This is a genomic window from Jiangella alkaliphila (assembly GCF_900105925.1).
Taxonomy (GTDB): domain Bacteria; phylum Actinomycetota; class Actinomycetes; order Jiangellales; family Jiangellaceae; genus Jiangella; species Jiangella alkaliphila.
The window spans coordinates 1,322,562-1,347,536 of the sequence record NZ_LT629791.1; the positions used below are offsets into that span (position 1 = coordinate 1,322,562).

The 24,975-nt window shown below is 73.8% G+C and carries 20 protein-coding genes and 1 riboswitch; of the genes, 8 read left to right on the top strand and 12 right to left on the bottom strand.

Annotated elements, in window-relative coordinates; translation table 11 throughout:
* Positions 1–55 precede the first annotated feature (55 nt).
* From BLV05_RS06220 to BLV05_RS06230, 3 genes are all read left to right on the top strand, one after another.
* Complete coding sequence (locus BLV05_RS06220) at positions 56–9,352, top strand: carboxypeptidase regulatory-like domain-containing protein (RefSeq protein ID WP_046766918.1); 9,297 nt, start codon at positions 56–58, stop codon at positions 9,350–9,352.
* A 170-nt stretch (positions 9,353–9,522) separates the two neighbouring features.
* Positions 9,523–10,989, top strand: a complete 1,467-nt coding sequence (locus BLV05_RS06225) for an NAD-dependent succinate-semialdehyde dehydrogenase (protein ID WP_046766917.1) — start codon at positions 9,523–9,525, stop codon at positions 10,987–10,989.
* Between the two features lie 28 nt (positions 10,990–11,017).
* The gene (locus BLV05_RS06230; protein WP_046766916.1) at positions 11,018–11,755 is read left to right on the top strand and encodes an alanyl-tRNA editing protein; all 738 of its coding nucleotides are present in this window, start codon (positions 11,018–11,020) and stop codon (positions 11,753–11,755) included.
* Positions 11,756–11,764: 9 nt separating this feature from the next.
* Here the strand turns inward: BLV05_RS06230 and BLV05_RS06235 are convergent, their stop codons facing one another.
* From BLV05_RS06235 to thiO, 5 genes are all read right to left on the bottom strand, one after another.
* Positions 11,765–12,283, bottom strand: a complete 519-nt coding sequence (locus BLV05_RS06235; protein WP_052762123.1) for a DinB family protein — start codon at positions 12,281–12,283, stop codon at positions 11,765–11,767.
* Between the two features lie 50 nt (positions 12,284–12,333).
* The gene (locus tag BLV05_RS06240; RefSeq protein WP_046766915.1) at positions 12,334–12,924 is read right to left on the bottom strand and encodes an HAD-IA family hydrolase; all 591 of its coding nucleotides are present in this window, start codon (positions 12,922–12,924) and stop codon (positions 12,334–12,336) included.
* 61 nt (positions 12,925–12,985) lie between these two features.
* Positions 12,986–13,771 (bottom strand): thiazole synthase, encoded by a 786-nt coding sequence (locus BLV05_RS06245; protein WP_046766914.1) that lies wholly within the window; start codon positions 13,769–13,771, stop codon positions 12,986–12,988.
* Between the two features lies 1 nt (position 13,772).
* Positions 13,773–13,997, bottom strand: coding sequence for a sulfur carrier protein ThiS (gene thiS / locus BLV05_RS06250; RefSeq protein WP_046766913.1), 225 nt, complete (start codon positions 13,995–13,997; stop codon positions 13,773–13,775).
* Complete coding sequence (gene thiO, locus BLV05_RS06255) at positions 13,994–15,154, bottom strand: glycine oxidase ThiO (RefSeq protein ID WP_197683552.1); 1,161 nt, start codon at positions 15,152–15,154, stop codon at positions 13,994–13,996. Before thiO ends, thiS begins: the two co-directional genes overlap by 4 nt.
* Positions 15,147–15,252, bottom strand: a riboswitch (TPP riboswitch). It overlaps the preceding gene by 8 nt.
* Positions 15,253–15,293: 41 nt before the next feature.
* On the opposite strand from thiO, the gene thiE reads away from it, so the two are divergent.
* Positions 15,294–15,938, top strand: coding sequence for a thiamine phosphate synthase (gene thiE / locus BLV05_RS06260; protein WP_046766911.1), 645 nt, complete (start codon positions 15,294–15,296; stop codon positions 15,936–15,938).
* A 1-nt stretch (position 15,939) separates the two neighbouring features.
* On the opposite strand, the gene BLV05_RS06265 is transcribed toward thiE, so the two are convergent.
* A complete protein-coding gene (locus BLV05_RS06265) occupies positions 15,940–16,215 on the bottom strand; it encodes a GNAT family N-acetyltransferase (protein WP_197683553.1) in 276 nt (91 codons plus the stop codon).
* A 143-nt stretch (positions 16,216–16,358) separates the two neighbouring features.
* Here BLV05_RS06265 and BLV05_RS06270 point away from each other — a divergent pair, with 143 nt between their 5' ends.
* Both BLV05_RS06270 and BLV05_RS06275 read left to right on the top strand, forming a co-directional pair.
* Positions 16,359–16,994 carry a VOC family protein gene (locus BLV05_RS06270; RefSeq protein ID WP_046766910.1) on the top strand — a complete coding sequence of 212 codons (636 nt, stop codon included), beginning with the start codon at positions 16,359–16,361 and terminating at the stop codon, positions 16,992–16,994.
* Between the two features lie 4 nt (positions 16,995–16,998).
* Complete coding sequence (locus BLV05_RS06275; protein WP_052762122.1) at positions 16,999–17,664, top strand: SIMPL domain-containing protein; 666 nt, start codon at positions 16,999–17,001, stop codon at positions 17,662–17,664.
* Position 17,665: 1 nt separating this feature from the next.
* On the opposite strand, the gene BLV05_RS37545 is transcribed toward BLV05_RS06275, so the two are convergent.
* From BLV05_RS37545 to BLV05_RS06305, 6 genes are all read right to left on the bottom strand, one after another.
* Positions 17,666–18,427 (bottom strand): ABC transporter permease subunit, encoded by a 762-nt coding sequence (locus BLV05_RS37545; RefSeq protein ID WP_083421283.1) that lies wholly within the window; start codon positions 18,425–18,427, stop codon positions 17,666–17,668.
* Positions 18,327–19,502, bottom strand: a complete 1,176-nt coding sequence (locus BLV05_RS06285) for an ATP-binding cassette domain-containing protein (RefSeq protein WP_083421284.1) — start codon at positions 19,500–19,502, stop codon at positions 18,327–18,329. Before BLV05_RS06285 ends, BLV05_RS37545 begins: the two co-directional genes overlap by 101 nt.
* Before the next feature lie 134 nt (positions 19,503–19,636).
* Positions 19,637–20,503, bottom strand: coding sequence for a fructosamine kinase family protein (locus BLV05_RS06290; protein ID WP_046766907.1), 867 nt, complete (start codon positions 20,501–20,503; stop codon positions 19,637–19,639).
* A complete protein-coding gene (locus BLV05_RS06295) occupies positions 20,484–21,053 on the bottom strand; it encodes a low molecular weight protein-tyrosine-phosphatase (protein ID WP_046766906.1) in 570 nt (189 codons plus the stop codon). The genes BLV05_RS06290 and BLV05_RS06295 overlap by 20 nt, the downstream gene beginning before the upstream one ends.
* A 12-nt stretch (positions 21,054–21,065) precedes the next feature.
* Entirely contained in the window at positions 21,066–21,503 is a 438-nt protein-coding gene (locus BLV05_RS06300) for a hypothetical protein (protein ID WP_046766905.1), read from the bottom strand.
* Positions 21,504–21,699: 196 nt separating this feature from the next.
* Entirely contained in the window at positions 21,700–22,074 is a 375-nt protein-coding gene (locus BLV05_RS06305) for a phage holin family protein (protein WP_046766904.1), read from the bottom strand.
* A 55-nt stretch (positions 22,075–22,129) separates the two neighbouring features.
* Between BLV05_RS06305 and hisC the strand changes: the two genes are divergently transcribed.
* Both hisC and BLV05_RS06315 read left to right on the top strand, forming a co-directional pair.
* Entirely contained in the window at positions 22,130–23,200 is a 1,071-nt protein-coding gene (hisC, locus tag BLV05_RS06310; RefSeq protein ID WP_046766903.1) for a histidinol-phosphate transaminase, read from the top strand.
* A 298-nt stretch (positions 23,201–23,498) separates the two neighbouring features.
* The gene (locus BLV05_RS06315) at positions 23,499–24,908 is read left to right on the top strand and encodes a tetratricopeptide repeat protein (RefSeq protein WP_082154929.1); all 1,410 of its coding nucleotides are present in this window, start codon (positions 23,499–23,501) and stop codon (positions 24,906–24,908) included.
* Positions 24,909–24,975: the final 67 nt, after the last annotated feature.

The following is a 24,975-nucleotide window of genomic DNA, read 5'->3' on the forward strand; positions in this document are numbered from 1 at the left end:
TGGTCTATACCGTTACGCACCACAATGTCTGACTTCGTGGTGAAGGGCGGTCACCATGGGTGTGCCGACGCTGGTCCCGCGCACTCTCGCCGTGCTCCTGGCGCCGCTGCTTGTCGTCGGGATGGTGCCGCCGACGGCGACGGCGTCAGGCCCGCTCCCGGTGCGGGCGGCGGTCCCGAAGGTCGCGGCCGCGAGTGACGGCGTCCCCGCCGACCTGACCGCGGGGCTGCCGATCGACCCGTCCGGCTTCGGGGCCGCGACCGGCGCGACACCGGACATCGCGAGCACAGCACCGACCGGCGTCGAGGACGCCGTCCGCACCGCAGTGGCGGACGGTGGCACCGTCCCGGTGATCATCCGGCTGCGCGACCAGCCCGACCTCGATGCCGTCGCGGCCCAGGCCGACGCCGCGGCGGACGCCGTCGCCGCGACCGCACGGGGGACCGAGCACGCCGTGGCGGAGCAGGCCAGGGTCGCCCGCACCGAGACCGTCGTCACCGAACTGCGGGAGACGGCCGACGCCGGCCAGCCGGCTGTCCTCGACCTGCTGGCGGAGCGCGACGCCACCGCGGTCACCCCGTACTGGATCTTCAACGGGGTCGCCGCCACCGTCGACGCGGCAACGCTCGACGTGCTGGCCGCGCACCCGGACGTGCAGAGCGTCGGCCTGGACGAGGAGATCACGCTCGAGGAGCCGATCGAGCCCGCGCCCGGCGAGCCGCTGCTGCCGAGCTGGAGCCTGGAGAAGATCCACGCGCCGGACGTGTGGGGCGAGTACGGCGTGCGCGGCGAGGGCGTCGTCGTCGGCATCATGGACGGCGGCGCCGACGGCGGCCACCCGGCGCTCAACGCGTCGTGGCGCGGCACCACCGGCGACCCGGCGACCAGCTGGTACGTCCCGACCGGGGAGAACTATCCGGCACCCGGCGACGGCAGCGGGCACGGCACGCACGTCACCGGCAGCATCGTCGGCAACGCGCCCGGCGAGCTGACCGGCGTCGCGCCCGGCGCCACCTGGATCGCCGCGAAGATCTTCCGCGACTCCGGCAGCACCACCGAGTCGATCATCCACGACGGCTTCCAGTGGATGCTCGCGCCCGGCGGCGACCCGGCCGCCGCGCCCGACGTCGTGAACAACTCGTGGGGCTCCGACGCCGGCGGCGCGACGACGTTCTGGGACGACGTCGCCGCGTGGGAGGCGGCCGGCATCGTGCCGATCTTCGCCAACGGCAACAACGGCCCGGCGCCGGGCACGGTCGGCTCGCCGGGCAGCTTCCCGCACGCGATCGGCATCGGCGCGACCGATGTCAACGACCTGGTGGCCAGCTTCTCCAGCCGCGGGCCGGCGATCTGGGACGGCGAGCGGTACCGGAAGCCGCAGGTCAGCGCGCCGGGCGCCGACATCCGCTCGACCTGGCCGCGTGATCTCCCGGACGGCGAGGACGGCTACCACACGATCTCCGGCACCTCGATGGCCGCGCCGCACGCCACCGGCGTCGTCGCGCTGATGCTGTCGGCGAACCCGGACCTCACCATCGACGACATCCGCGGCCTGCTCGAGGACACCGCGCGCACCGAGCCGCACATGGGCGAGCTGCCGAACGACACCTACGGCGCCGGCATCGTCGACGCGTTCGCCGCCGTCACCCGTGCGGCCTACTCGGGAACCGTCGCCGGGACGGTCACCGACGAGGACGGCGACCCGGTCGGCGGAGTCACGATCACCGCCGGCGACGACACGACCACGTCCGCCGCCGACGGCACGTACGCGCTGCCCACCGCTGCCGGCGACCACGACGTGACGGCCGCGGCTTACGGCTACGTGACGGCGACCGGCCAGGTCAGCGTCGCGATCGGCGAGACGACGACGCTCGACCTCGCCCTCGACGACGCCGCCACCCACGACGTCAGCGGCACCGTCACCGGACCGGACGGCCCGGTCGCGCACGCCCGGGTGACGCTCGAGGGTACCCCGCTGGACCCCGCGACCACCGGCGACGACGGCGGCTTCGGGTTCGGCGGCGTCGCGGCCGGCACGTACACCGTCCGGGTCAGCGCGGCCGGCCACCAGCCGCACACCCAGGAGCTGACGCTCGACGGCGACGTGGACCTCGGCATCGCGCTCGACGCACTGGACCAGCCGACCGACCCGGGCTGGACGCAGTACCAGAACAACGCCACCCGCAGCGGGATGTCCGGCGACGCGCTGGCCGCCGGCACGCTGCAGCCGAGCTGGACGGCGGACGCGGACAGCGCGGTCACGTTCGCCTCGCCGGTGATTGCCGGCGGCCGGGTCTTCCTCGGCTCAGACGCCGGCCGGCTGGCCGCGTACGACGCCGGGACCGGCGAGCGGCTGTGGTCGTTCCAGACCGGCGACGCGCTGCGCGGCACCCCGGCGGTGGCCGGCGACCTGGTCGTCACCGGCGGCGGATTGGACGGCGGACTGGTCGCGCTCGACGCGGCCACCGGCGCCCAGCGCTGGTCCGTGCCGACGCCGGGCCGGGCCACCGTCTACACCGCGCCGAGCGTCGTCGACGGCGTCGTCTACGCGGCGACCGGGCCGACGCAGGACCGCGAGGACACCGTGTTCGCGCTGGACGCGGCGACCGGGGAGCAGCTCTGGGCCACCGACGTGGGCACGTCGGTGTTCGCCGGCCCGGCCGTCGGCGAGGGCCTGGCGATCGTCGGGAACGCCGACGACGGCGAGCTGATCGCGCTCGACGCCACCACCGGCGCGACCCGCTGGACGCTGACCCGTGAAGACGACTACTTCATCGGCGGCGCGAGCATCGTCGACGGCACCGTGTTCATCCCGACGACGGACGGCGGCGGCGGCGGCAGCCTGCTCGCCGTCGACGCCGCCACCGGGACGCTGCGCTGGGAGGCCGCGACCCACGGCGACGGCCAGGGCAGCACACCGGCCGTGTACGGCGACCTCGTCATCGCCGGGTCGCACGGCCTCGGGCTGGTCGTCGCGTACGACCGCGAGACCGGCGAGCCGGTCTGGCAGTACGCGGTGTCCGGCGCCGTCAGTGCGTCCGTCATGGTCACCGACGACGGCTTCGTGGTCGGCGGCTCGCAGCTGGACAACCGGATCTGGGCGCTCGACGCGTCGACCGGCGCGCTGGCCTGGGAGGCCGCGGCCGGCGGCAACGTGACGACCTCGCCCGCCTACGCCGACGGACTGCTGGTCAGCGCGGACGTCCGCGGCAACGTGTTCGCGTTCCACCCGACCGGCACCATCGGTGGCACCGTCACCGGGCCGGACGGACCGGTCGCCGCCACGGTGCGCATCGAGGAGACCGGCGCCGAGGTCACGGCCGACCCGGAGACCGGCGCGTTCGAACTCACCGAGCCGCCCGGCAGCTACACCGTCACCGTCGTGCACTACGGCCTCAGCACGCACACCGCGCCCGTCGGGCTGGCCGCCGGCGCCACCGTCACGATCGACGCCGAGCTGACCGCCGTCGAGACCGGGGCCGTCGCGGGCACCGTCCGCGACGCCGCGGGCGCCCCGCTGGCCGGCGTGACCGTCACCCTCGCCGGCACGTCGCTCGACCCGGTGACGACCGGCGACGACGGCGCCTTCGGGTTCGACGGGGTCGCGGCCGGCACGTACACCGTCACGGCCGAGCGGACCGGTTACGCGCCGCTGCACCAGCGGCTCACCGTCACCGCCGGTCAGACCGTGACCGCGGACCTCACGCTCACCGAGTACGAGGTCGCCGTCGTCGGCGACGACCGCGGCCGCATCCTCGCCGTCCTCGAGGACCTCGGCTACGCCGCGCAGGCCACCGACTACGCCGACGTCACCGCGCGGCCGGACGACTTCGGGGTGGTCGTGGCCAACGGCGCCGACGGCACCGAGCCCGGCCAGGAGGCGTTCGACGCGTTCCTCGCCGCCACCGACACGGCCGGGACCAGCGTCGTCTGGCTGGACCAGTGGTCGCTGGGCTGGGGCGCGATCAACCACCTCGTCGACTACACCGGCGACCCGCAGGCCGCGCCCGGCGACCTCGGCGGCGCCGGCCGCATCTCGCTGCTGCCGACGGCGGAGCACCCGCTGACCGCCGGGCTGCCGCTCGGCGAGCGCACGGAGCTCCTGAACGCCGGCTCCGCCTGGTCGGCGTTCACCGGCTACTCGGGCGTCACCGTCGCGGAGCTGCACACCGACGAGACCGGCGCGGCCGGCGGCGGCATCGGCTACGCCCCGCGCGGCGTCGGCAGCGCGCACGTGCTGCTCGGCTCGCTGGCCGCGGCCGCCAACTGGGGCGTTCCCGACGACGACTGGCGGCCGGCCGCGTTCACCGTCCTCGGCAACGCGGTCCGCTACGCCGCCGACGCCGAGTTCGGCGCGGTCGCCGGCACCGTCACCGACGAGTCCGGCGCGCCGCTCGCGGGCGTCACCGTCACCGCCGCCGGGCAGACCGCCACCACCGGCGCCGACGGCGGCTACCGGCTGCTGCTCGAACCCGGCGACCACACGGTCCGGTTCGCCCGGGCCGGCAGCACGCCGGTCGAACGGCCGGTCACCGTCGCCGCCGGCGGCACGCTCACCCTCGACGCGACCCTGGCCGACTCGGGCCTCGGCGCGATCCGCGGCACCGTCACCAGCGGCCGCGACGGCAGCCCGGTCGCGGGCGCGCGGGTCACGCTCACGGGCACCGAGTTGACCGCCACCACCGACGCCGCCGGGACATACGCGCTGGCCGACGTGCCGGGCGGGACGTACGAGCTGCGGGTGTCGGCCGCGGGGCACTTCTCCGCGACCGCGGCGGTGACCGTCACCGCAGGTCAGGAGAGCGTCGCCGACGTCGAACTGGCACCGGCGCCGCGGGTCGGCGTCATCGGCGACTACGCCAGTGATGGCATCGTCGCGCTGCTCACGGCCGCGGAGATCGCCGCCGAGCCGATCGCGTTCACCGACGTCGCGCGGGTCGGCGAGTTCGACGTCGTCGTGTTCAACGACCCGCCCGACCCGGGCGAGGCGGCGTTCCTCGGCTTCCTCGACGCGATGGACGCCGCACAGGTCAGCGGCATCTTCCCGGACGACCGGTTCAGCTCCGACGGCGGCGCCCGGCTGCTGCGCAAGTACCTGGGCGACCCGGCCGGCACCACGCCGGTCAGCGGCGAGGGCATCGTCTCGCTCGCGCCGACGCGGCCGGACCACCCGCTGTTCGCCGGGCTGCCGGCGCAGCCGGAGATCCTGCTCGCGGACCGGTTCAGCACCGGGATCGTCGGCTACTCCGGTGTCCCGCTGGGGCACACGACCACCGAGGAGGGCGGCGACCGCGGCGTCGGCGCCGCCTACACCGCGCGCACCCCCGGCAGCGTCCACCTGCTGCTGTCCGGCCTGGCCGCGACGCTGCTGCAGCACCCGGCCGAGGACTGGACCGACGACGGCCGCGCGCTCTACCTCAACGCGGTCCGCTGGGCCGCCGCGCCCGGGCTGGGCAGCGTCGAGGGCACCGTCACCGGCGCCGACGGCGTCCCCGTCCCGGCCACGATCGAGGTGGCCGAGACCGGGCGCTCCGTGCCGGCGGACGCCGACGGCGCGTACGTCGTCCCGCTGGACGCCGGCGAGTACACGCTGCGGATCAGCGCGTTCGGCTACAAGACCGCCGAGCACGACGTCACCGTCACGCGTAACGGCGTCACCGCCCTCGACGTCGAGCTGACCCCGGCCGACACCGGGACGATCCGCGGCCGGATCACCGGCGAGGCCGACATCAGCGGGCCGTCCGCACTCGGCCCGCCGCTCGCCGGTGCGACCGTGTCGCTGCTCGGCACGCCGCTGACGGCCACGACCGCCGCGGACGGCACGTACACGCTGGCGCTGGTGGAGCCCGGTGACTACGAGCTTGAGGTGGTCGCCGGCGGGCACGTGCGCACGCGCGTCGCGGTGACGGTCACCATCGGCGGCCAGGCCGGCGGCGACGCCGAGCTGCGGTCGTCGCCGTCGGTCGGCGTCCTGGACGACTACCAGGGCCGGCTGGCCGGGTACCTGGAGTACTGGGGCTACGAGCCGCGCACCCTGACCTGGGCCGACACCGCCGCCGTCGGCGACCTCGACCTCGTGGTCGGCAACTTCGGCTCCGCCTCCGGGTTCGACCCCGGCGCCGCCGGCTGGGCCGCGTTCGACGACGCGCTCACCCGCGCCAGCGTGCCGGCGATCTGGCTGGACCAGTTCGGCCGCGGCTCGTTCCGCTACCTGTCCGACCACGACGGCGACCCGGGCGTGGCCGGCGAGGGCCGCGACGACGGCGCCGTCACGGCGTCCGCCGCGGTGCCGGAGCACCCGCTGCTGGCCGGGCTGCCGGCGACGTTCCCGCTGGTCGATGACGACGCCGAGTACTCCTGGTTCGACGACTTCAGCGGCACGACGATCGCGACGGTCCATGGCGCGGACGGGTCCGGCGGCGGGCTGGCCGGGGTTCGGCACCGCGGGGCGCGGGCGGTCGACGTGCTGCTCGGGACGCTGTCGGTGAGCACGTACGGCTACCCCGCCTACGGCGACGCGCCCGGGCTGGCGTGGGCGCCGGAGGCCGAGCGGCTGCTGCGCAACGCCCTCGGCTACACGCTGGACGCCGAGCGGCTCGGCGCCGAGGTGCGCGGCGCGCTCACCGACGCCACTGGCGCCGCGCTGACCGGCACCGTCACGGTCGCCGAGACCGGCGAGACGGTTCCGGCACGGGCCGGCGACGGCAGCTTCGTCGTCGCGCTGGCGCCGGGCACGTGGACCTTGCGGGCGGAGAGCTTCGGGCACGTCACCGCCGAGCTGCCCGTCACCGTCACGGCCGGTCAGGTGCTGACCCGGCCGATTCAGCTGGCCACCCGGCCGATGGGCACCGTCGCCGGCACCGTCACCGGGCCCGACGGCGCCGCGGTCGGCGGCGCGCGGGTCGAGCTGCTCGGCACCCCGCTGTCGGCGACGACCGCCGCCGACGGGACGTTCAGCGTGCCGCGTGTGCCGGCGGACGCGTGGACGCTGAGGGTGACGGCGGCCGGCTTCCAAGCCTCGGAGCGGCCGATCACGGTGCCGGCCGGCGCGACGGTGGACGCGGACGTCCGGCTGCGGGCGTCGCTGCCGGTGGCCGTCGTGAAGGACCTGTCGTCGTCGATCACCGGGCTGCTGCAGGGCGAGGGGTACGCCGTCGAGCAGGTCACCGGGCCGCAGCTGGCGGGCCTCGCTGCGCGGGTCGGCGACTTCCGGCTCGTCGTCTTCAACGGCACGATCCTGACCTCGGAGCGGGCGGCGTTCGGGCAGGTCGTCGCGGCCGCCGAGGCGGCGGGTGTCTCCGTCGTCTATGCCGGGCAGTGGGGCGGGTACGCCGTCGGCGCGCTGTCGGACCTGCGCGGCGACCCGGCCGACGTCGAGTACGACTTCGTGCCGGAGACGGTCGAGGTCGTGCCGTCCGCCCACCCGATCTTCGCCGGGTATCCCGCAGGCGAGCCGATCCCGCTGCTGGTCAACCCCGGCGGCAACCAGCAGTACCTCACGTACTCCGGGTACAGCGGCACGACGGTGGCGTCGCTGCGGTCCGGGGCGGACGGGACGGGTCTCGGAGACGGCATCGGCTACCGGTTCACGTCGCCGGCCAGCGTCGAGATCCTGCTCGCCGGGCTCGCGGCCAGCTCCTACGGCCGGCCCGGCGACCGCTGGACCGACGCCGCCGCGGACATCTACCTCAACGCCGTCGCCTGGGCGACCGAGGCACGGCAGGCGCAGCTCTCCGGTGTGGTGACGGCGGGTGGGTTGCCGGTCGGCGGGGCGACGGTCACGGCCGTCGAGGCCGCGGTGTCCACGACCACCGAGCCGGACGGTTCGTACGTGCTCGGCCTGGCGTCCGGGACGCACACGATCCGCGTGGAGGCGTTCGGGCACGCGCCCGCGACGCACACCGTCGAGGTCCCGGCGTCGGGGACGGTCACGCTCGACGTCGCCCTGACGCCGCTGCCGCGGGGGAGCGTGGCCGGCACCGTCACCTCCGCCGGCGGTGACCCGGTGGCGGGCGCCATCGTCACCGGGACCGGGCCGGATGGCTGGACCGCGACGACCGACGAGGCCGGCGCCTATGCCGCCGACGGCCTGCTGGAGGGGACCTACGCGGTGACGGTGACCGCGGACGGCCACCTGCCGGCGACCGCGTCGGTGACCGTCGCCGCCGACGCGACCGCCACGCTGGACGTCACGCTGGAACCGCTGGACGTCGGCGTGCTCGGCGACGCCGGCGGCGCGGTGACGGCGTTCCTGCGCGACGAGGGCGTGGCGGCGGCGCCGCTGGACTGGACCGTCGCGGCCGGGAGCCTGGACGCCTACGAAGTGGTCGTGGTCAACGGCGGCGATCCCGACCGCGCGACCTTCGAGGGCGTGCTGACCGCGGCCGACGCGGCCGAGACCAGCCTCGTCTTCACCGGCACCTGGGGCGTCGACCAGGGCGGCGTCCGGCTGCTGGCGGCGTACACGGACCGGGTCGTGGTAGGCGCGCAGGGCTACGGCGACGGGCCGGTGACGGTGACCGGCTTCGACCCGGCGCACGAGCTGTTCGCCGGCCTGTCCGACCCGGCGACGCTGATCACCGACGGCGGCTACTACAGCGCGCTGTCGTCGTACGCGGGGCGGCCGCTGGCGTCGCTCTCGGCGCCGGTCGCCGGCATCGCCGCCGGGTACGACTGGCGCACCGCCGGCAGCGTCGAGGTCGTGCTGTCCGCGAGCGCCGTCACGGGCGCCGTCGGGCCCGGCCGCGGCTGGACGGAGGACGGCGAGCGGCTGCTGGTGAACGCCGTCGACTGGGCCCGCGACGCCACGCTGACCGCGCCCGGCGTCCCGGCCCTCGAGGCGCCCGCGGTGACCGTGACCGGCACCGTCGAGGCGAGCGGCACCGCGGACTGGCCGTCCACAGTGACGGTCTCGGCCGGCGGTGAGGCGGTCGCGACGGCTCGGACGGCGGCCGACGGCAGCTGGCGGGCCGACGTGCCCGTCGACGTCGGCCCGAACGAGCTGACCGCCGTCGCCGCCAACGCCGCCGGCGAGTCGGCCGCGGCCGAGCCCGTCGCCGTCGAGCGGTGGGAGCCGGAGTGGGCCGTCACCGGGACCGGGCGGGTGCGCCCGGTCACGCTGGACCTCACCGGACCGTCCGCCACCGGTGCGCCCGCCGACGCCGCCGTCCTCGTCGTCCGCGACGCCACCGGTGCCGAGGTGGCCCGGCGTGACCTGCGCTGGGCCGGGGTGCGCTACCTGCACGTGCTGTCCGGTCTGCCCGGCGGCACCTACACGCTGAGCGCCGAACTCGACGTCGACGGCCTGCGCCTCGACGTCCCCGGGCCAGCGGTGTCCATACCCGGGCGCTGAACCAGGTCAGCGGTGTGCGCTCCGACCGCTTTGCAATGAGCACCTATACGCACCGGTGCGTATAGGTGCTCATTGCAAAGCGCGGGTGCCGCCAACCTGACCAGCGAGGACGGCGCGCACACCCGGGCGGCGTGCAGACATGGCACGGCTGCCGCGATAGGAATGGACGCATGAGTGCGGACAGAGAGCGTGCCGTGGTGTCCGAGGCGCCGGTCGACCTGCTGATCGGCGGGCAGTGGCGGGCCGCCTCGTCGGGCCGGCGGTTCGACGTCGAGGACCCGTCCACCGGCGAGGTCGTCACCACCGTCGCCGACGCCACCGTCGAGGACGGCCTGGCGGCGCTGGCGGCCGCCGCCGAGGCGCAGGCGTCGTGGGCGGCGACTCCGCCGCGGGAGCGCGGCGAGCTGCTGCGCCGCGCGTTCGAGGCCGTCACCGCCCAGGCCGACGATCTCGCGCTGCTGATGACCTTGGAGATGGGCAAGGCGGTCAAGGAGTCCAAGGCCGAGGTCGCCTACGCCGCGGAGTTCCTGCGCTGGTTCTCCGAGGAGGCCGTGCGCGTCAGCGGCGGCTACTCCGTCGCGCCCGCGGGCGGCAGCCGGCTGCTCACCATGAAGCAGCCGGTCGGGCCATCGTTCTTCATCACGCCGTGGAACTTCCCGATGGCGATGGGCACCCGCAAGATCGCGCCGGCCATCGCGGCCGGCTGCACCATGGTGGTCAAGCCGGCGCACGAGACGCCGCTGTCGATGCTGGCGCTGGCCCGCATCCTGACCGAGGCCGGCCTGCCCGACGGCGTCCTCAACGTCATCCCGACCACGTCGAGCGGCCAGGTGTCCGAGCCGATCATCCGCGACCCGCGGCTGCGCAAGCTCTCCTTCACCGGCTCCACCGCGGTCGGCCGCAGGCTGATCGAGCAGTCCGCGCAGCAGGTGCTCCGCGTCTCGATGGAGCTGGGCGGCAACGCGCCGTTCCTGGTGTTCGACGACGCCGACCTCGACGCCGCGGTCGACGGCGCCATGCTGGCCAAGATGCGCAACGTCGGCGAGGCGTGCACCGCGGCCAACCGCTTCCACGTCCACGAGTCCGTCGCCGCCGAGTTCACCGACCGGCTGGCCGGGCGCATGGCCGCCCTGCGCGTCGGCCGCGGCACCGACGACGACGTCGACGTCGGCCCGCTGGTCAGCGAGAAGCAGCGCGGCACCGTCGAGGAGCTGGTCGCCGACGCCGTCGGCCGCGGCGCGAAGGTGGTCACCGGCGGCGGCCGCACCGGTGACGCCGGCTACTTCTACCAGCCCACCGTCCTCGCCGGCGTCACCGACGACGCCCGGCTGCTGACCGAGGAGATCTTCGGCCCGGTCGCGCCTGTTACTACGTTCCGCACCGACGACGAGGCGGTCGCCGGCGCCAACGCCACCGAGTACGGCCTGGTCGCCTACGTGTTCACCCGCGACCTGCAGCGGGCGCTGCGGGTCAGCGAAGGCCTGGAGGCCGGCATGGTCGGCCTCAACGCCGGCATCGTCTCCAACCCCGCCGCCCCCTTCGGCGGCGTCAAGGCCAGCGGGTTCGGCCGCGAGGGTGGGGTCGAGGGGATCGAGGAGTACCTGGAGACCAAGTACGTCGCGATCAGCCTTCCCTGACGTCCGGGCCGGGAGTACGTTCGCGTAGGTGCGACACGACCACCACGGCCGTACTCACCGGCTCGAGCTCGACGACCAATCGCTGCGGACCTGGGATTCCACGGTCCTCGCCAGCGACCCGGAGGACGGCCTGGTCCTCGACCGGTCCGCCTTCTACCCGGGCGGCGGCGGCCAGCCGCCGGACCAGGGGGTGCTGCTCTGGGGCGGCGTCCAGACCCGCATCGTCGGCGTCCGCCCGCGCGACGACCTCTGGCTGGTGCCCGACCCGGACGACCCGCTCCCGCCGGTCGGCACCCAGGTCCGCGGCGCCGTCGACGACGACCGGCGCAGCCTGCTCATGCGCACCCACTCCGGGCTGCACGTGCTACGCGGCGTCATGGCCCGCGACTTCGGCGTGCCGGTGACCGGCGGCAACATGGAGCCGGGCCAGGCCCGCCTCGACTTCGACCTCGCCGAGGTGCCGGCCGGGTTCAAGGAAAGCCTCACCGAGAAGCTCAACGCCGAGGTCGCCGCCGACCGCGCCATCCAGGTCCGCGTGCTGCCGCGCGCTCAGGCCTACGCCCTCGGCCCCATCGTCAAGACGGCGACCGACCTGCTCCCGCCCGACCTCGAGGACATCCGCCTCGTCGACGTCGTCGGGCTGGACCTCCAGGCCGACGGCGGCACCCACGTCGCGTCGACGAAGCAGATCGGCCGCATCGAGGTGGCGAAGGTCGAGAACAAGGGCCGCGGCTTCCGCCGCATCCGCCTCAAGCTCGTCGACTGAGCCCGGCGCTCACTCGCCGACGGCGCCGTCGATGGCTTCGCGGAGGAGGTCGAGGTGGCCGCAGTGGCGTCCGGTCTCCTCGATGAGGTGGATGACGGCGTAGCGCAGGTCGAACTCCTGGCCGTCGCCGCGGGCGATGTCGTCGAGGGAGTGGGTGGCGATGACCTCGTTGGAGCGGGCGCACTCGGCCAGATAGCTGCGGACGAGGGCCGCCAGTGTCTCGCCGGGCGCGAGGTCGAAGCCGCTGTCGTCCTGCTCGCCGGGTGAGTCGGCGACCTCCGGAAGAACGGCGAAGTCCAGCGCGAACCACCCCCGCTCGATGCCCATGAGGTGGCGGACGATGCCGGCCGGGGTGAGGATGCTCGGCGGGACGGGCGCCGTGGTGGCCTGCGCCGTGCTCAGCCCGGCCACCTTGTTGACCACGGTCTCGCGCAGGAAGTCCAGGCGCAGCACCAGCGCGTCCTTCTCACCGGCCCGCAGCGGCGGCTCGACGCGGTCCAGCGGTACCACCGAATCAGCGTCGGTCATCGGCCTCACCTCGTGGTTCAGACCGTAGCGGACCCCGGGGGCAATGGCGCTCAGATCAGCCGATAGGTCTTGCACGCGTCGGTGAGGTCGCTCGCCGACGTGAACAGGTGCGCTCGCATGCCCACCGCCGACGCGCCGCGCACGTTCGCCGCCGAGTCGTCGAGGAACAGCACCGACGACCGGTCGACGCCGAGGACGCGCAGCACGTGCATGAACACCCGCAGGTCCGGCTTGGCCACGCCGATCTCCGCGGAGTTGAACACCTGGTCGAAGTCGCCGGCGATGCGCAGCTCGGCCAGTTCGGCGCCGACGCGGTCGGTGCCGTTGGTGAGCAGGCAGACCCGCAGGCCCTCTGTCCGCAGCCGGCGCACGAGGCCGAGCACCTCGCGATCGACGGACGGACGCTGCGTCGCCCAGGCGGTGGCCGCCACGGGGCCGACGATCGCGGCGACGCGGTCGACCCACTGGGCGCGGGTGATGGCGCCGGTGACGACAGACTGGAGCAGCCGCGGCTCGAACACCGTCTCGTGCAGTTTCCCCGGCGGCAGGCCGGCACCCTTCTCGATCGCCTCCGTCGCCGCCGCATCGTAGTGACGCACCACGCCGTCGAGGTCGAGCAGGAGGACGTCGATCAGACCCATGTGGACGAATCGTGCCAGGAACGATCATCCGGCGACAGCCGGTATCCCACTCCCAGGACGGTCACATCGCCAGATCCAGGTTGACCCGGCCGTCTACCGGCGACGACGCCAGCGCGTCCTCGCGACGCGGAATGCGGCCGGCCCGGTACGCGTCGCGCCCGGCCTCGACCGCCAGCCGCATCGCGCGAGCCATGCGGACGGGGTCGGCGGCGCGGGTGACCGCGGTGGCGAGCAGGACGCCGTCGCAGCCGAGCTCCATCGCCTGGGCCGCGTCGGACGCCGTGCCGATGCCGGCGTCGAGGATCACCGGCACCGACGCGTCGGCGACGATCGCGGCGATGTTGCGCGGGTTGAGGATGCCGAGTCCGGTTCCGATCGGCGCGCCCAGCGGCATCACCGCCGCGCAGCCGGCGTCGGCCAGCTTGCGGGCCAGGATCGGGTCGTCGTTGGTGTAGGGCAGGACGGTGAAGCCGTCGTCGACCAGCTGCCGGGCCGCCGACACCAGCTCGACCGGGTCGGGCAGCAGCGTGACGTCGTCGGCGATGACCTCCAGCTTCACCCAGTCGGTCTCGCACGCCTCGCGGCCCAGCTTCGCCGTCATCACCGCCTCCACCGCGGAGAAGCAGCCGGCGGTGTTCGGCAGGGCTCGGATGCCGTTGCGCTGCAGCAGCTCCCAGACCGACCCCTCGCCGCCGGCCTGCACCCGCCGCAGCGCGACCGTCGTCAGCTCCGTGCCCGACTCCAGCAGCGCCGCCTCCAGCCCGAGCAGGCTGGGCGCGCCGCCGGTGCCCATGATCAGCCGTGACGACAACGGCACGCCGGCGATGACGAGAGGGTCGGTGGACACGTCAGCCTCCTTGGACGGCGGTGATGATCTCGATCTTGTCGTCGGACTGCAGCGTCGTGCCGGCCCATTCGGCGCGCGGCACGACGATCTGGTTGACGGCGACGGCGATGCCGCTGTCGCTGTACGTGCCGTCGGGCTTGGTCATGCTCCGCAGGACGACGTCGCCCAGCGTCGCGCCCGAGTCGAACGCGACGACGTCGCCGTTGATCGTGACCACTGTGGTCATGTGGGTCCTCCCGTGACAGTCGCGGCGAACCGGCGCGGGTCAGCGGCCGCGGCCCACTCCGGCACCGTTCCCGCACCGTACCGAGCCGCGAGCGCCGAAGCGGTGAGCGGCGCGAGCAGGATGCCGTTGCGATGGTGACCGGTCGCCAGCAGCAGTCCGGGTATGCCTGATTCGCCGATCATGGGCAGGTTGTCCGGGCTGCCGGGCCGGGCCCGCGCGGTCAGCTCGGTCAGTGGCAGCTCGTCGATGCCGGGGACGAGTGCCCGCGCGTCGCGCAGGATCGCGAACGTCGCGCCCGCGGTGACCCGCCGGTCGTCGGGCTGCTCCTCGCTGGTGGCGCCGACGACGACCTCGCCGCCGGGCCGCGGCACCAGGTAGACCGGCCGGGCCTGCACGAAGCCGCGGACCACCCGGCTCAGCCCGAACGCCGGCTGCCCGGACGCGTCCAGCCGCAGCACCTGCCCCTTGACCGGCCGGGTCGGCACGCCGGCGAGGCCGGGCAGCGCACGGGCCAGCTCGCGGCTGGCCCAGCCGGCCGCCAGCACCACCGACCCGGCGCGGTGCCGGTCGCCGTGGTCGTCGACCACCCCGTCCACCCCGCCCGACGGGGTCAGGCTCAGCTCGGCGACTCGCCGGCGGACGACCGCCACACCTCGGTCCGCCAGGACGGACAGCAGCGCCGCATGCACCCGGCGCGGGTCGGCCTGGTGCTCGTCCGGCGTCCAGGTCGCCCCGGCCAGCCGAGGGCCGAGCAGCGGCTCCAGCCCGCGCGCGTCGTCGACGGTGATCTCCTCGATCGGCAGCCCCAGCCCATGGCGCAGCTCCAGCAGCCGGCGCAGCTGCTGCCGGTCGCCGGAGTCGTACGCGACGGTCAGCGTGCCGGTGCGGCGGAACGCGAGGTCCACGCCGCCCGCCGCGTCAGACAGTTCGGCCGCGAAGTCCGGCCAGGCCCGCGCCGACGCGACGTTCAACGCGGTCAGGTGGTTCTCGCCGAACTCGGCCTCGGTGACGTCGGCCAGCATGCCGGCGGCCGCGTAGGTGGCGCCGTCGCCCGGCGCGGGATCGAACACCTCGACCGCCAAGCCCAGTTGCGACAGCCGCCAGGCGACCGAAGCGCCGATGATGCCGCAGCCGACCACCGCCACGTCGACGCCCACGCTGATCGCTCCCTCCGCTGGCATGACCCAGTTCAGGTGTAGACGGTCGGCCCGCTGGCCCTCTCAGCCCTGCCGCCAGGGCTCCCGTGCCCTTCCACCGTACCCCTCGTCTCCGACGGGGCCGTGGCAGACTCCGGCTGTGACCTCCGACGCGAGACGCCGGCTGGCCGACGCCCGGCTCTACCTGTGCACCGACGCCCGGCGCGACCGCGGCGACCTGGAGCGGTTCCTGCACGCGGCGCTGTCCGGCGGCGTCGACATCGTCCAGCTGCGCGACAAGACCCTGGACACGCGCACCGAGCTGGAACTGCAGCCGCTGGTGGCCGGCGTCGCGGCGCAGTACGGCGCGCTGGTCGCCGTCAACGACCGCGCCGACGTCGCGGAGCTGTCCGGCGCGGCGATCCTGCACACCGGCCAGGAGGACCTGCCGGTCGCGGCGAGCCGGCGGCTGCTCGGCCCGCACGTGCTGCTGGGCCGGTCGACGCACTCCGTCGAGCAGGCCGCCGTGGCCGAGGCGGACCCCGACGTCGACTACTTCTGCGTCGGCCCGGTCTGGCCGACGCCCACCAAGCAGGGCCGGCCGGCGGTCGGCGTCGACACCGTCAGGGCGGTCGCGGCTACCGCGCCCGTCACCCCGTGGTTCGCGATCGGCGGTATCGACGAGCGAACCGTCGCCGAGGTGGTCGACGCGGGCGCCCGCCGGGTGGTCGTCGTCCGGGCCATCACCGCCGCGGACGACCCGGAGGGCGCCGCCCGGCGGCTGCGGGCGGCGCTAGGGCAGTAGGTCAGCCGGCCCGCAGGTCGGCGTACTCGGGGTGCCGGTCGAGGAAGCCGGCCACGAACGGGCACTGCGCGACGACCTTGAGGCCGCCTTCACGGACGTCGTCGAGGAGGGCCCGGGCGAGTGCGCCGCCGACCCCCTTGCCCTCGGCGGCCTCCTCGACCACGGTGTGCAGGGCCACGATCTCGTTGTCGCGGCGGGCGTAGATGAGTTCGCCGACCCGGAGTCCGTCCAGGTATGCGGCGTAGCTGCGGGCGGTCCTGGTGATCTCGATGCTCACGCGCAGTCGCCTCCAGGGGTGGTGGATCGATCCCCACAGGTGGTGCTTGATCATGTCTACCGATCTGCAACCGTAACGCACCATCGGCCGGGTCCATCGGGCTCGGCTCGCCAAACCGGTGCGGAGGCTGCCACGATGCTCGAATGCGCCTCGATCACCTCTCGTACGCGGCCGGACCGGACGGACTCGACAGCACCGCGGAGCGGCTGGCCGGCGAGCTGGGGGTGGAGCTTGTCGACGGCGGCATCCACCCGCGGTTCGGCACCCGCAACCGCGTGCTGCCGCTGGCCGGTGGCCACTATCTCGAGGTGGTGGCGGCGCTCGACCACCCCGCGGCCGACAAGGTGCCGTTCGGCCAGGCGGTCAAGGCCCGGTCCGAGGCCGGCGGCGGCTGGCTCGGCTGGGTGGTCGCCGTCGACGACCTCGCGCCGGTCGAGGAGCGGCTGGGCCGGCCCGCCGTCGGCGGCCACCGGCTGCGGCCCGACGGCTTCGACCTCGTGTGGCGGCAGATCGGCGTCATGGGCCTGATGAACGACCCGCAGCTGCCGTTCTTCGTGCACTGGGAGTCCGACCCCGCCGAACACCCGTCCAAGGGCGGCCACGACGTCGAGCTGCTCAGCCTCGACATCGCCGGCGACCCGCACTTCGTCACCGCCTGGCTGGGCGAACCCGAGGACCACCCGCTCGACGACGTCGACGTGCGGTGGCTGCCGCCGAACGGCGGCCCGGGCGTGCGCTCGGTCCGGTTCCGCACCGGCCACGGAGAGGTCACGGTCTGAGCCGATGGTCACCATCACCGTCGCCGGCAGCGCGCACCGCTTCCTGCCCGCCGAACGCGGGACCGTCCACGTGCGGGCCGTGCGCGAGGCGCGCCGGTCCGCCGACGTCGTCCCTGTGGTGGCCGACCTGCACGCGCGGCTGTCCGCCGACGCGCAGCGGCACGTCACCGCGGGCGCGGCCACCCGCTGGTCGGCCGATCAGCTGTACGTGTCGACCGTCCAGCGCTACCGGCGCGACTCCGACGTCAGCGAGACCTTCCAGGTCGCGGCCGCCGGCGTCGCCGTGCGGTTCGCCGACTTCGGCGTGCTGTCCACCTGGGTCTCCGAGGTGGGTGCCGCCGACGGCGTGGTCGTCGACGGCGTCGAGTGGGAGCTCACCGAGCAACGCCGCCGCGAGGTCGAGCGCGAGGTGCGGGCCGAGGCCGTGCGCGACGCGCAGGACCGCGCGGCCGTCTATGCAGACGCGCTCGGCCTGTCCGGCGTCACCATCGCCGCCCTGTACGAGCCCGGCCTGCGGCCGCACACCCAGCCCGGCTTCGAGGGCCGCGTGGTCCAGTACGGGCGGATGGCCGCCGCCGACAGTGCCGGCGGCGGCCAGGTGATCTCCATGCGCCCGGAGCGGATCGAGGTGTCGGCGACGGTCACCGCCGACTTCACGACCTCCGGGTAGGTCAGGCGTCGCGCTTCTTGAACAGGTACCAGGCGACGGCCAAGACGATCGCCACGAACGCGGCGAACACGCCACCGGACGCCCAGCGGTCCAGGAAGTCGAAGTCCGGGCCGCCCTGCGGGTCGTAGGGCTCGGTCGCGAACAGCCGGCTGCCGGCCGCGTAGGGCAGGAACTTCAGCGCAGGCTCCAGCCAGTCGAGTGCGGACAGCATCGACAGGCCGGCGACGAGCGACTCGATCACCAGGGGGAACACGAGGACGAACACCAGGGCGGACGGCACGCCGCGGAACAGCTGCGCGAGGGCCAGTCCGCTGAGGGCGTAGATGACGACGAACACCACGTAGCCGGCGATCGCCTCGTCGAGCGGTGCGGAGAGGTCGGGAAGCTCCCCCCAGTAGATCAGGCCGACCGCGCCGTTGACGACCACCGAGACGACGGTGACGATGGCGGACACGGCGGCGACCATGATGACCTTGGCGCCGAGCACGGTCGACCGCTGCGGAATGGCGGTCAGCGTCGGCTGGATGGTGCTGTGCCGGTACTCGTGGCCGGTGGCGAAGATGCCGACGATGGCCATGAAGATCGCGATGAACGGGAAGGGCGTGAGGCTGCCGCCCCCGAAGAGCACCGTCCCGACGACGTCGGGGTCCATCGCATCCGAGTCATTGCGGGTGGCGAACGCGGCGATGAACGCCACGCCCGCCGAGAGCAGAATGGCCAGGCCGATCAGCCAGTAGGTGGAGCGCAGGGTGCGCAGCCGCACCCACTCGTAGCGCAGGGCGCTGCTCATGCGGCACCTCCGGGGTGGTGTCGCCGGGCTGGGACGGCGGAACGGGTGGCGCGGCGGGCGGTCCCGCCGCCGGACCGGCCGGATCGGCCGGGGCCGCCGGCGCCGCCGGCGCCGCCCCACCGGGATGTCCGCCGAGCAGCTCCTGGGCGACGTACTCCTCGGAGTCGCCGGTGGCGCTCATGAACGCGGCCTCCAGCGACGCGGTCTGCGTGGCCAGCTCGTGCAGCATGACGTTGCTCTGGAAGGCGATCTCGCCGACCGCCGCGGTCTCGATGCCCGACACCTGCAGCGCGCCCGGGTGCTCGGCCGGCTCGACGACGGTGACGCCGTCGACCCGGCGCAGCGCCTCGGCCAGCTGGGCGGCCTGCGGGCTGCGCACCAGCACGCTGGACTGGGTGAACTGCTGGACGAAGCCGTCGACGTCACCGTTGTAGATCATCTGGCCGCGGCCGATGACGACCAGCTGGTCGGCCATCAGCGACATCTCCGACAGCAGGTGGCTGGAGACGAAGATGGTGCGGCCCTCGCGGGCCAGCGAGCGCAGCACGTCGCGCAGCCAGTGGATGCCGTGCGGGTCGAGGCCGTTGGCGGGCTCGTCGAGGATCAGTGTCTTGGGGTCGCCGAGCAGCGCCTGGGCCAGGCCGAGGCGCTGCGCCATGCCGAGGGAGAAGCTCTTCGGCTTCTTGTTCTTCACGTCGGACAGGCCGACGAAGTCGAGCACCTCGTCGGCGCGCGAGCCCGGGATGCCGCTGCCGGCGGCCAGCATGCGCAGGTGGTTGCGCGCGGTGCGGGTGGGGTGGAACGCCTTGGCCTCCAGCACCGCGCCGATCTCGCGCATCGGATGGCGGATGGTGCCGAACTTGCGCCCGTCGAACAGCGTCTCGCCGCCGCCGTTGTCCAGGTCGAGCATCAGCCGCATCGTGGTGGACTTGCCCGCGCCGTTGGGTCCGAGGAAGCCCGTCACCATGCCGGGACGCACCTCGAAGGTCAGGTGGTCGACGGCGGTCTTGGCGCCGTAACGTTTGTGGAGCTGTTGGGCCGTGATCATGCTTCTCCCGATGGTCGGTCGGTCGCAGCGAACCTATCGGTTCCCAGGCCCCTGCCAGCTCATTCAGGCTGCCGAACGTGCGTGTCCGACTTCAGGAGGAGGACACCCTAGGGCGAACCGGGTCGGCCCGGCGCTCAGGGGTGGCGAAGTGCCTGGCGGGCGAGCTGGCCGGCCTGGGCGCCGTACGAGCCGCCGAACAGCATGGCGTGCACGAGCACCGGGTGCAGCTGGTGCAGCGGCAGCCGCTCGCGCCAGCCCGGCGCCAGCGGCCACGCGTCGTCGTAGGCGGCGAGGACGCGGTCGAGGTGCGGCAGCCCGAACAGCGTGAGCATGGCGAGGTCGGTCTCGCGGTGCCCGCCGTGCGCCGCCGGGTCGACGAGGAACGCGCCGGTCTCGGTCCACAGCACGTTGCCGGCCCAGAGATCGCCGTGGATCAGCGCGGGCGGTTCGTCCGGCCCGGCCAGCCGGGGCAGCTCGGCGATCACCTTCTCGACCTCGGCGACGGTGCGCTTGTCGACGGCGCCGGCCTTGCGGGCGGCGCGCAGATACGGCTCCAGCCGTCCGTACGCCCAGAGCTCCGGCCAGGTCTTCCACGGCCCCTGCGGGAGGTCGAGGCTGCCGATCCAGCCGGGGCCGTCGGCCGAGCCGAACACGTCGGCACCGTGGCGGTGCGTGGCGGCGAGGGCGCGGCCGAACCGCTCGGCGGCCGCCGCCGACGGGACGCCGGTCGTGACCCACTCGAGGACCAGGCACTGCTCGTCGTGCGCGAGCACCTGCGGGACGGGGACGCCGCCCCTGGCCGCTGCCAGCCGGCGCAGGCCGAGCGCCTCGGCCTGGAAGAACCCGGCCGGCGCTCCGGCCCGGGACTTGACGAAGACGGAGCGGCCGTCGCTCAGCCAGGCCCGCCGGGCCTCGCAGATGGAACCGCCGCCGACCGGGGTGAGCGATTCGACGGCGGTGCCCAACAGCGTGTGCAGATGCTCACTGTCGACTGGGCTCACCGCCCGGCACGTCCAGCTCGATCTCGTCGCGTGCTGCCGCCACGAAGCCGTCGGCGGCCCGCTCGATCATCAGCAGCACCCGCTCGAACGAGGCGGCGTCGCCGTAGTAGGGGTCGGGCACGTCGGTGTCGTCGCCGTAGTAGGGGTCGGGCACGTCGGTGTCGTCGCCGGTCTCGGCCTCGGTGTCGTAGCTGCGCAGCAGCTGCACCTTGGCGCGGGCGTCGTCGTCGGGGGCCAGCGTGCTGAGGTCGGCGTAGTTCTCGCGGTCCAGCGCCAGCACGAGGTCGACGTCGTCGAACCACTCGCGGCGGAACTGCCGGGCCCGGTGGCCGCTGCCGTCGTAGCCGTGGTCGTGCAGCGCGGTGAGGGCGCGCGGGTCGGCCTGCTGGCCGGCGTGCCAGCCGCCGGTGCCGGCGGAGTCGACGGTGACGAGGTCACCGAGGCCGGCCTCGTCGAGGCGGCGGCGCAGCACGAACTCGGCGATGGGCGACCGGCAGATGTTCCCGGCGCAGACGACGCAGACGCGGTATGGAGTGCTCGGGTCGGTCACGGCTCGCGCGCCTCAGCGGCGCTGGCGCGCGAGCTCCCCGACGGCCAACGCGAGCTCGGTGGCCAGATCGAAGGACCGCTCGTGGTTGGGGTTGCTGCGCATCCACAGGCAAATGGTCTGCACCACCGCGCCGGACCACGCGGGGTCGCGGCGCAGCGCGTGCCGGACCGACACCGGACGCGGAGCGAAGGACGTGACGTCGAACCACTGGCCGTCGGCGAAGGCGAGCATGGGATTGCCGTTCGGATCGTCGTAGACCACCTCGTAGACCATCGAACCCACCAGCGCGTGCCGGTTGCTGTCGGGTTCGGGATAGCCCGGCGGAGTCGTGACCGCGAGAGGCACCGGACGCGACGGAGACGTGCCGCGTTCCGGGTGCCGGGCGCGCTGATGGCCCGAAGGAGGTTGCTCGGTCAGAACCGAACCGACGGGGCCGTAGCCGATCGTCATTTGTTCACCATGCCCACACTGAGTTCAGGGCACAACGAACCCCCGTGGCGCCGGCGGAACCGGCACCTATCCGTCGTGCAAGAGGATGCTAGGCCAAAGGTACGTCAAACATCGGCCCAGCGGAAGAAGGGTCATATCAAATCGGCGCTAAGGTCCACGCCGCGACGACGGATGGTCGACCGGTTGTGACCGTTCGTCAGTTCGGCAACAACAGATTCAGGATCCAGCTGACGAACGAGACCACCAGCGCACCGAGCACGGCTTCCCAGAAGAACCCTTCGACGTGGAAGGGCACGTCGAGCGCGTCGGCGATCCACGAGGTCAGCCAGAACATCAGGGCGTTGACGATCAGCGTGAACAAGCCGAGTGTCAGCACCAGGAGCGGCAGTGACAACAACTGGACCACTGGTTTGATGAGGGCGTTGACCACGCCGAAGATCAACGCCACGACAAGCAAGGTCAGGATCTCGCTTGACGTGCTGTCAGAGCTGATGGTCACGCCGTCGACGATGCGGGTCGCCACCCAGAGGGCGAAACCGTTGACGATCAGGCGGATGAGGAAGGACGTCACGGCTGCCGAGCGTACACATCCGAGGCCCTCCGCGGGAGCGGGCTATCGTGCCGACATGGTGCGTATTCGCAAGGCTCTCGACGGTCTTCCGTCCTACAAGCCCGGCCGCCCGGCCGCGCCGGCGGCGGGTGCGGAGCAGGCGTTCAAGATCTCCTCGAACGAGAACCCCTACCCGCCGCTGCCCGGCGTGCTCGAGGCCGTCACGGCCACCGCGGCGTCGCTGAACCGCTACCCGGACATGTTCGCCACCGGGCTCGTATCGGCGCTGGCCGACCGGTTCGGCGTGCCGCCCGAGCACGTGGCCACCGGCACCGGCAGCGTCGGCGTGCTCCAGCAGGTCGTCCAGGCGACCGCCGCCGAGGGCGACGAGGTGATCTACGCGTGGCGGTCGTTCGAGGCGTACCCGATCGTGGTGGGCATCTCCGGCGCGACGGCGATACAGGTGCCGCTGGCGCACGGCGCGCGCCACGACCTCACCGCCATGGCCGACGCGATCACCGACCGCACCCGCGTGGTGTTCGTGTGCACGCCGAACAACCCGACGGGCCCGGCCGTGCGGCACGACGAGCTGGCGGCGTTCGTGCGCCGGGTGCCCGAGGACGTCCTGGTGGTCGTCGACGAGGCGTACCGCGAGTTCGTCCGCGACCCCGAGGCGGCCGACGGCATCGCCCTCTACCGCGAGCACCCCAACGTGTGCGTGCTGCGGACGTTCTCGAAGGCGTACGGTCTGGCCGGGCTGCGGGTCGGGTTCGCCATCGCGCACGACGAGGTGGCCGACGCGCTGCGCAAGACCGCGGTGCCGTTCGGCGTCTCAGGCATCGCCCAGCGGGCCGCCGTCGAGTCGCTGGCCCGTGAGGCCGAGCTGCTCGAGCGGGTCGAGGCGCTGGTGGCCGAGCGCGCGCGAGTGTACGACGCGCTGGCGGCACAGGGGTGGGAGATTCCTCACACCGAGGCGAACTTCGTCTGGCTGGCGCTGGGCGGGCAGGCCGTCGACTTCGCCCGCTTCTGCGAGGACGCGGGGCTGGTCGTGCGGCCTTTCGCCGGCGATGGCTGCCGAGTCACGATCGCCGAGCCGGAGGCCAACGACAGGCTCATCAGGCTCGCTGGCGAATGGCGAGCACGCTGACGCAAACCTCCGAGCTCTGAACCCCCCGTACTGGGGAAATAGCACGGACGGCGTCCTGCGTTCGGGGGGCGAGACGCCGGACGCCGTCCGTGGTCTATGACTGCCGCGTCAGCAGCAGAACATTCCGGGGTCCGCGGTCGGCGCGAAGGCGGCCACCGCCGGGGTACTTACCGTGAACATGAGTGCGAACGATGCGACAACCGCGATCACTACTCGCTTGGCGCGTCCCATCTAGATCGAACTCCTAAAGTCGGCATTTGGGCTGGCAAAATGTGACTGACTGTAGTCCAATACTGTCATGACAGAAGACCAGCCAGCAACAGTGGACGAGGCGCCGCTTCCGACGCCCGTCGGGCAGCGTATCCGATCCCGCCGGTTGGAGCTCGGCCTCTCCCAGGCCGAGATCGCAGAGGGCATGCTGTCCCCTAGTTACGTCTCGCTCGTCGAGAGCGGCCGCCGCCAGCCGGCCTCGTCCGCGCTCTCGCACATCGCCGAGCGGCTGCGCATCGACGTCGAGTACCTGCGCGACGGTGTCGACGCGTCCGTCCGCACCAAGGCTCGCCTCGCCCTGGGCCGCGCCGAGATGGCGCTGCGCGAAGGCCGGGCCGACGAGGCGTACGAGCAGTTCACCGAGCTGGTCGGCGACCCCGGTCTGAACGACGAGCAGAGCCGCGCCGCCCGCCTGGGCCGGGCGCTGGCCCGTGAGCGCACCGGTGACCTCGAGGGCGCCATCGAGGTCCTCAGCGAGCTGGCCGACGAGGCGCGGCAGACGCCCGCGGTGCAGTCCTGGCTCGACGTCGCCATCGCGCTGACCCGGTGCTACGACCGCGCCGGCGACTACGACATGGCCATCCAGGTCGGCGAGGAGGCGCGGCGCGCCGCCCTCGACATCGGGCTGGAGAACACCGACGAGTACATCCGCCTCGGCTGCACGGTCCTCGGGGCCTACTCCGGCCGCGGCGACCTCGTGCGGTCCAACGCGCTCGCGGCCGAGCTGGTGGCCGCCGCCGACCGCATCGGCGCGCCGTACACCCGCGGCGCGGCGTACTGGAACGCCTCGCTCATCGCCGAGTCCCGCGGCGAGCTGGCGCTGGCGCTGAACCTGGTCGACCGCGCGCTGGCGATGTTCGGCGAGGGCGACGACCTCCGCAACCTCGCCCGGCTGCGGCTGGCCCAGGCATGGCTGCTGCTGCAGGGCACCGAGCCCAAGGCGCAGGAGGCGCTGGCCATCCTCGACGGCGTCGAGGCGGCCATCCGCCAGCACGGCAGCGCCAGCGACATCGCGACCTTCAGCAGCAAGCGAGCCGAGGCCCTGCTGCGCCTCGGCCGGCTCGACGAAGCCCACGTTGCGGCCAACGCGGCGCTGCGCGAGCTGGGCGACCGGCCGTGGATGGGCGGGGCACTGGCGCGACTCACCCTCGCCCGGGTGCTCCGGGCGCAGGGCGACGTCGAGCAGAGCATCCGCGAGGCGGCGCTGGCCGCGTCGGCCCTGGAGTCCATGGGCGCGTCGCGGGTGGCGGCCCTGGCCTGGCGCGAGCTGGCCGACCTCTACCGCGACCTCGGTCGCACCGACGCCGCGCTCGACGCCTACGACAGCGCCCTGCGGTCGGTCCGCGTCGGTCCGCACATCGCCGCCAGCTTCGCCGACCAGGCCGTCGGCGGGGGGCTGGTCGGCCCGATGCGGCTCGCTCCGTCGGCCACCGCCTGACGGAACACCAAGCACCACGCAAGACCGATGCCCCGGCGCCAGGACGGCGCCGGGGCATCGACGTGTT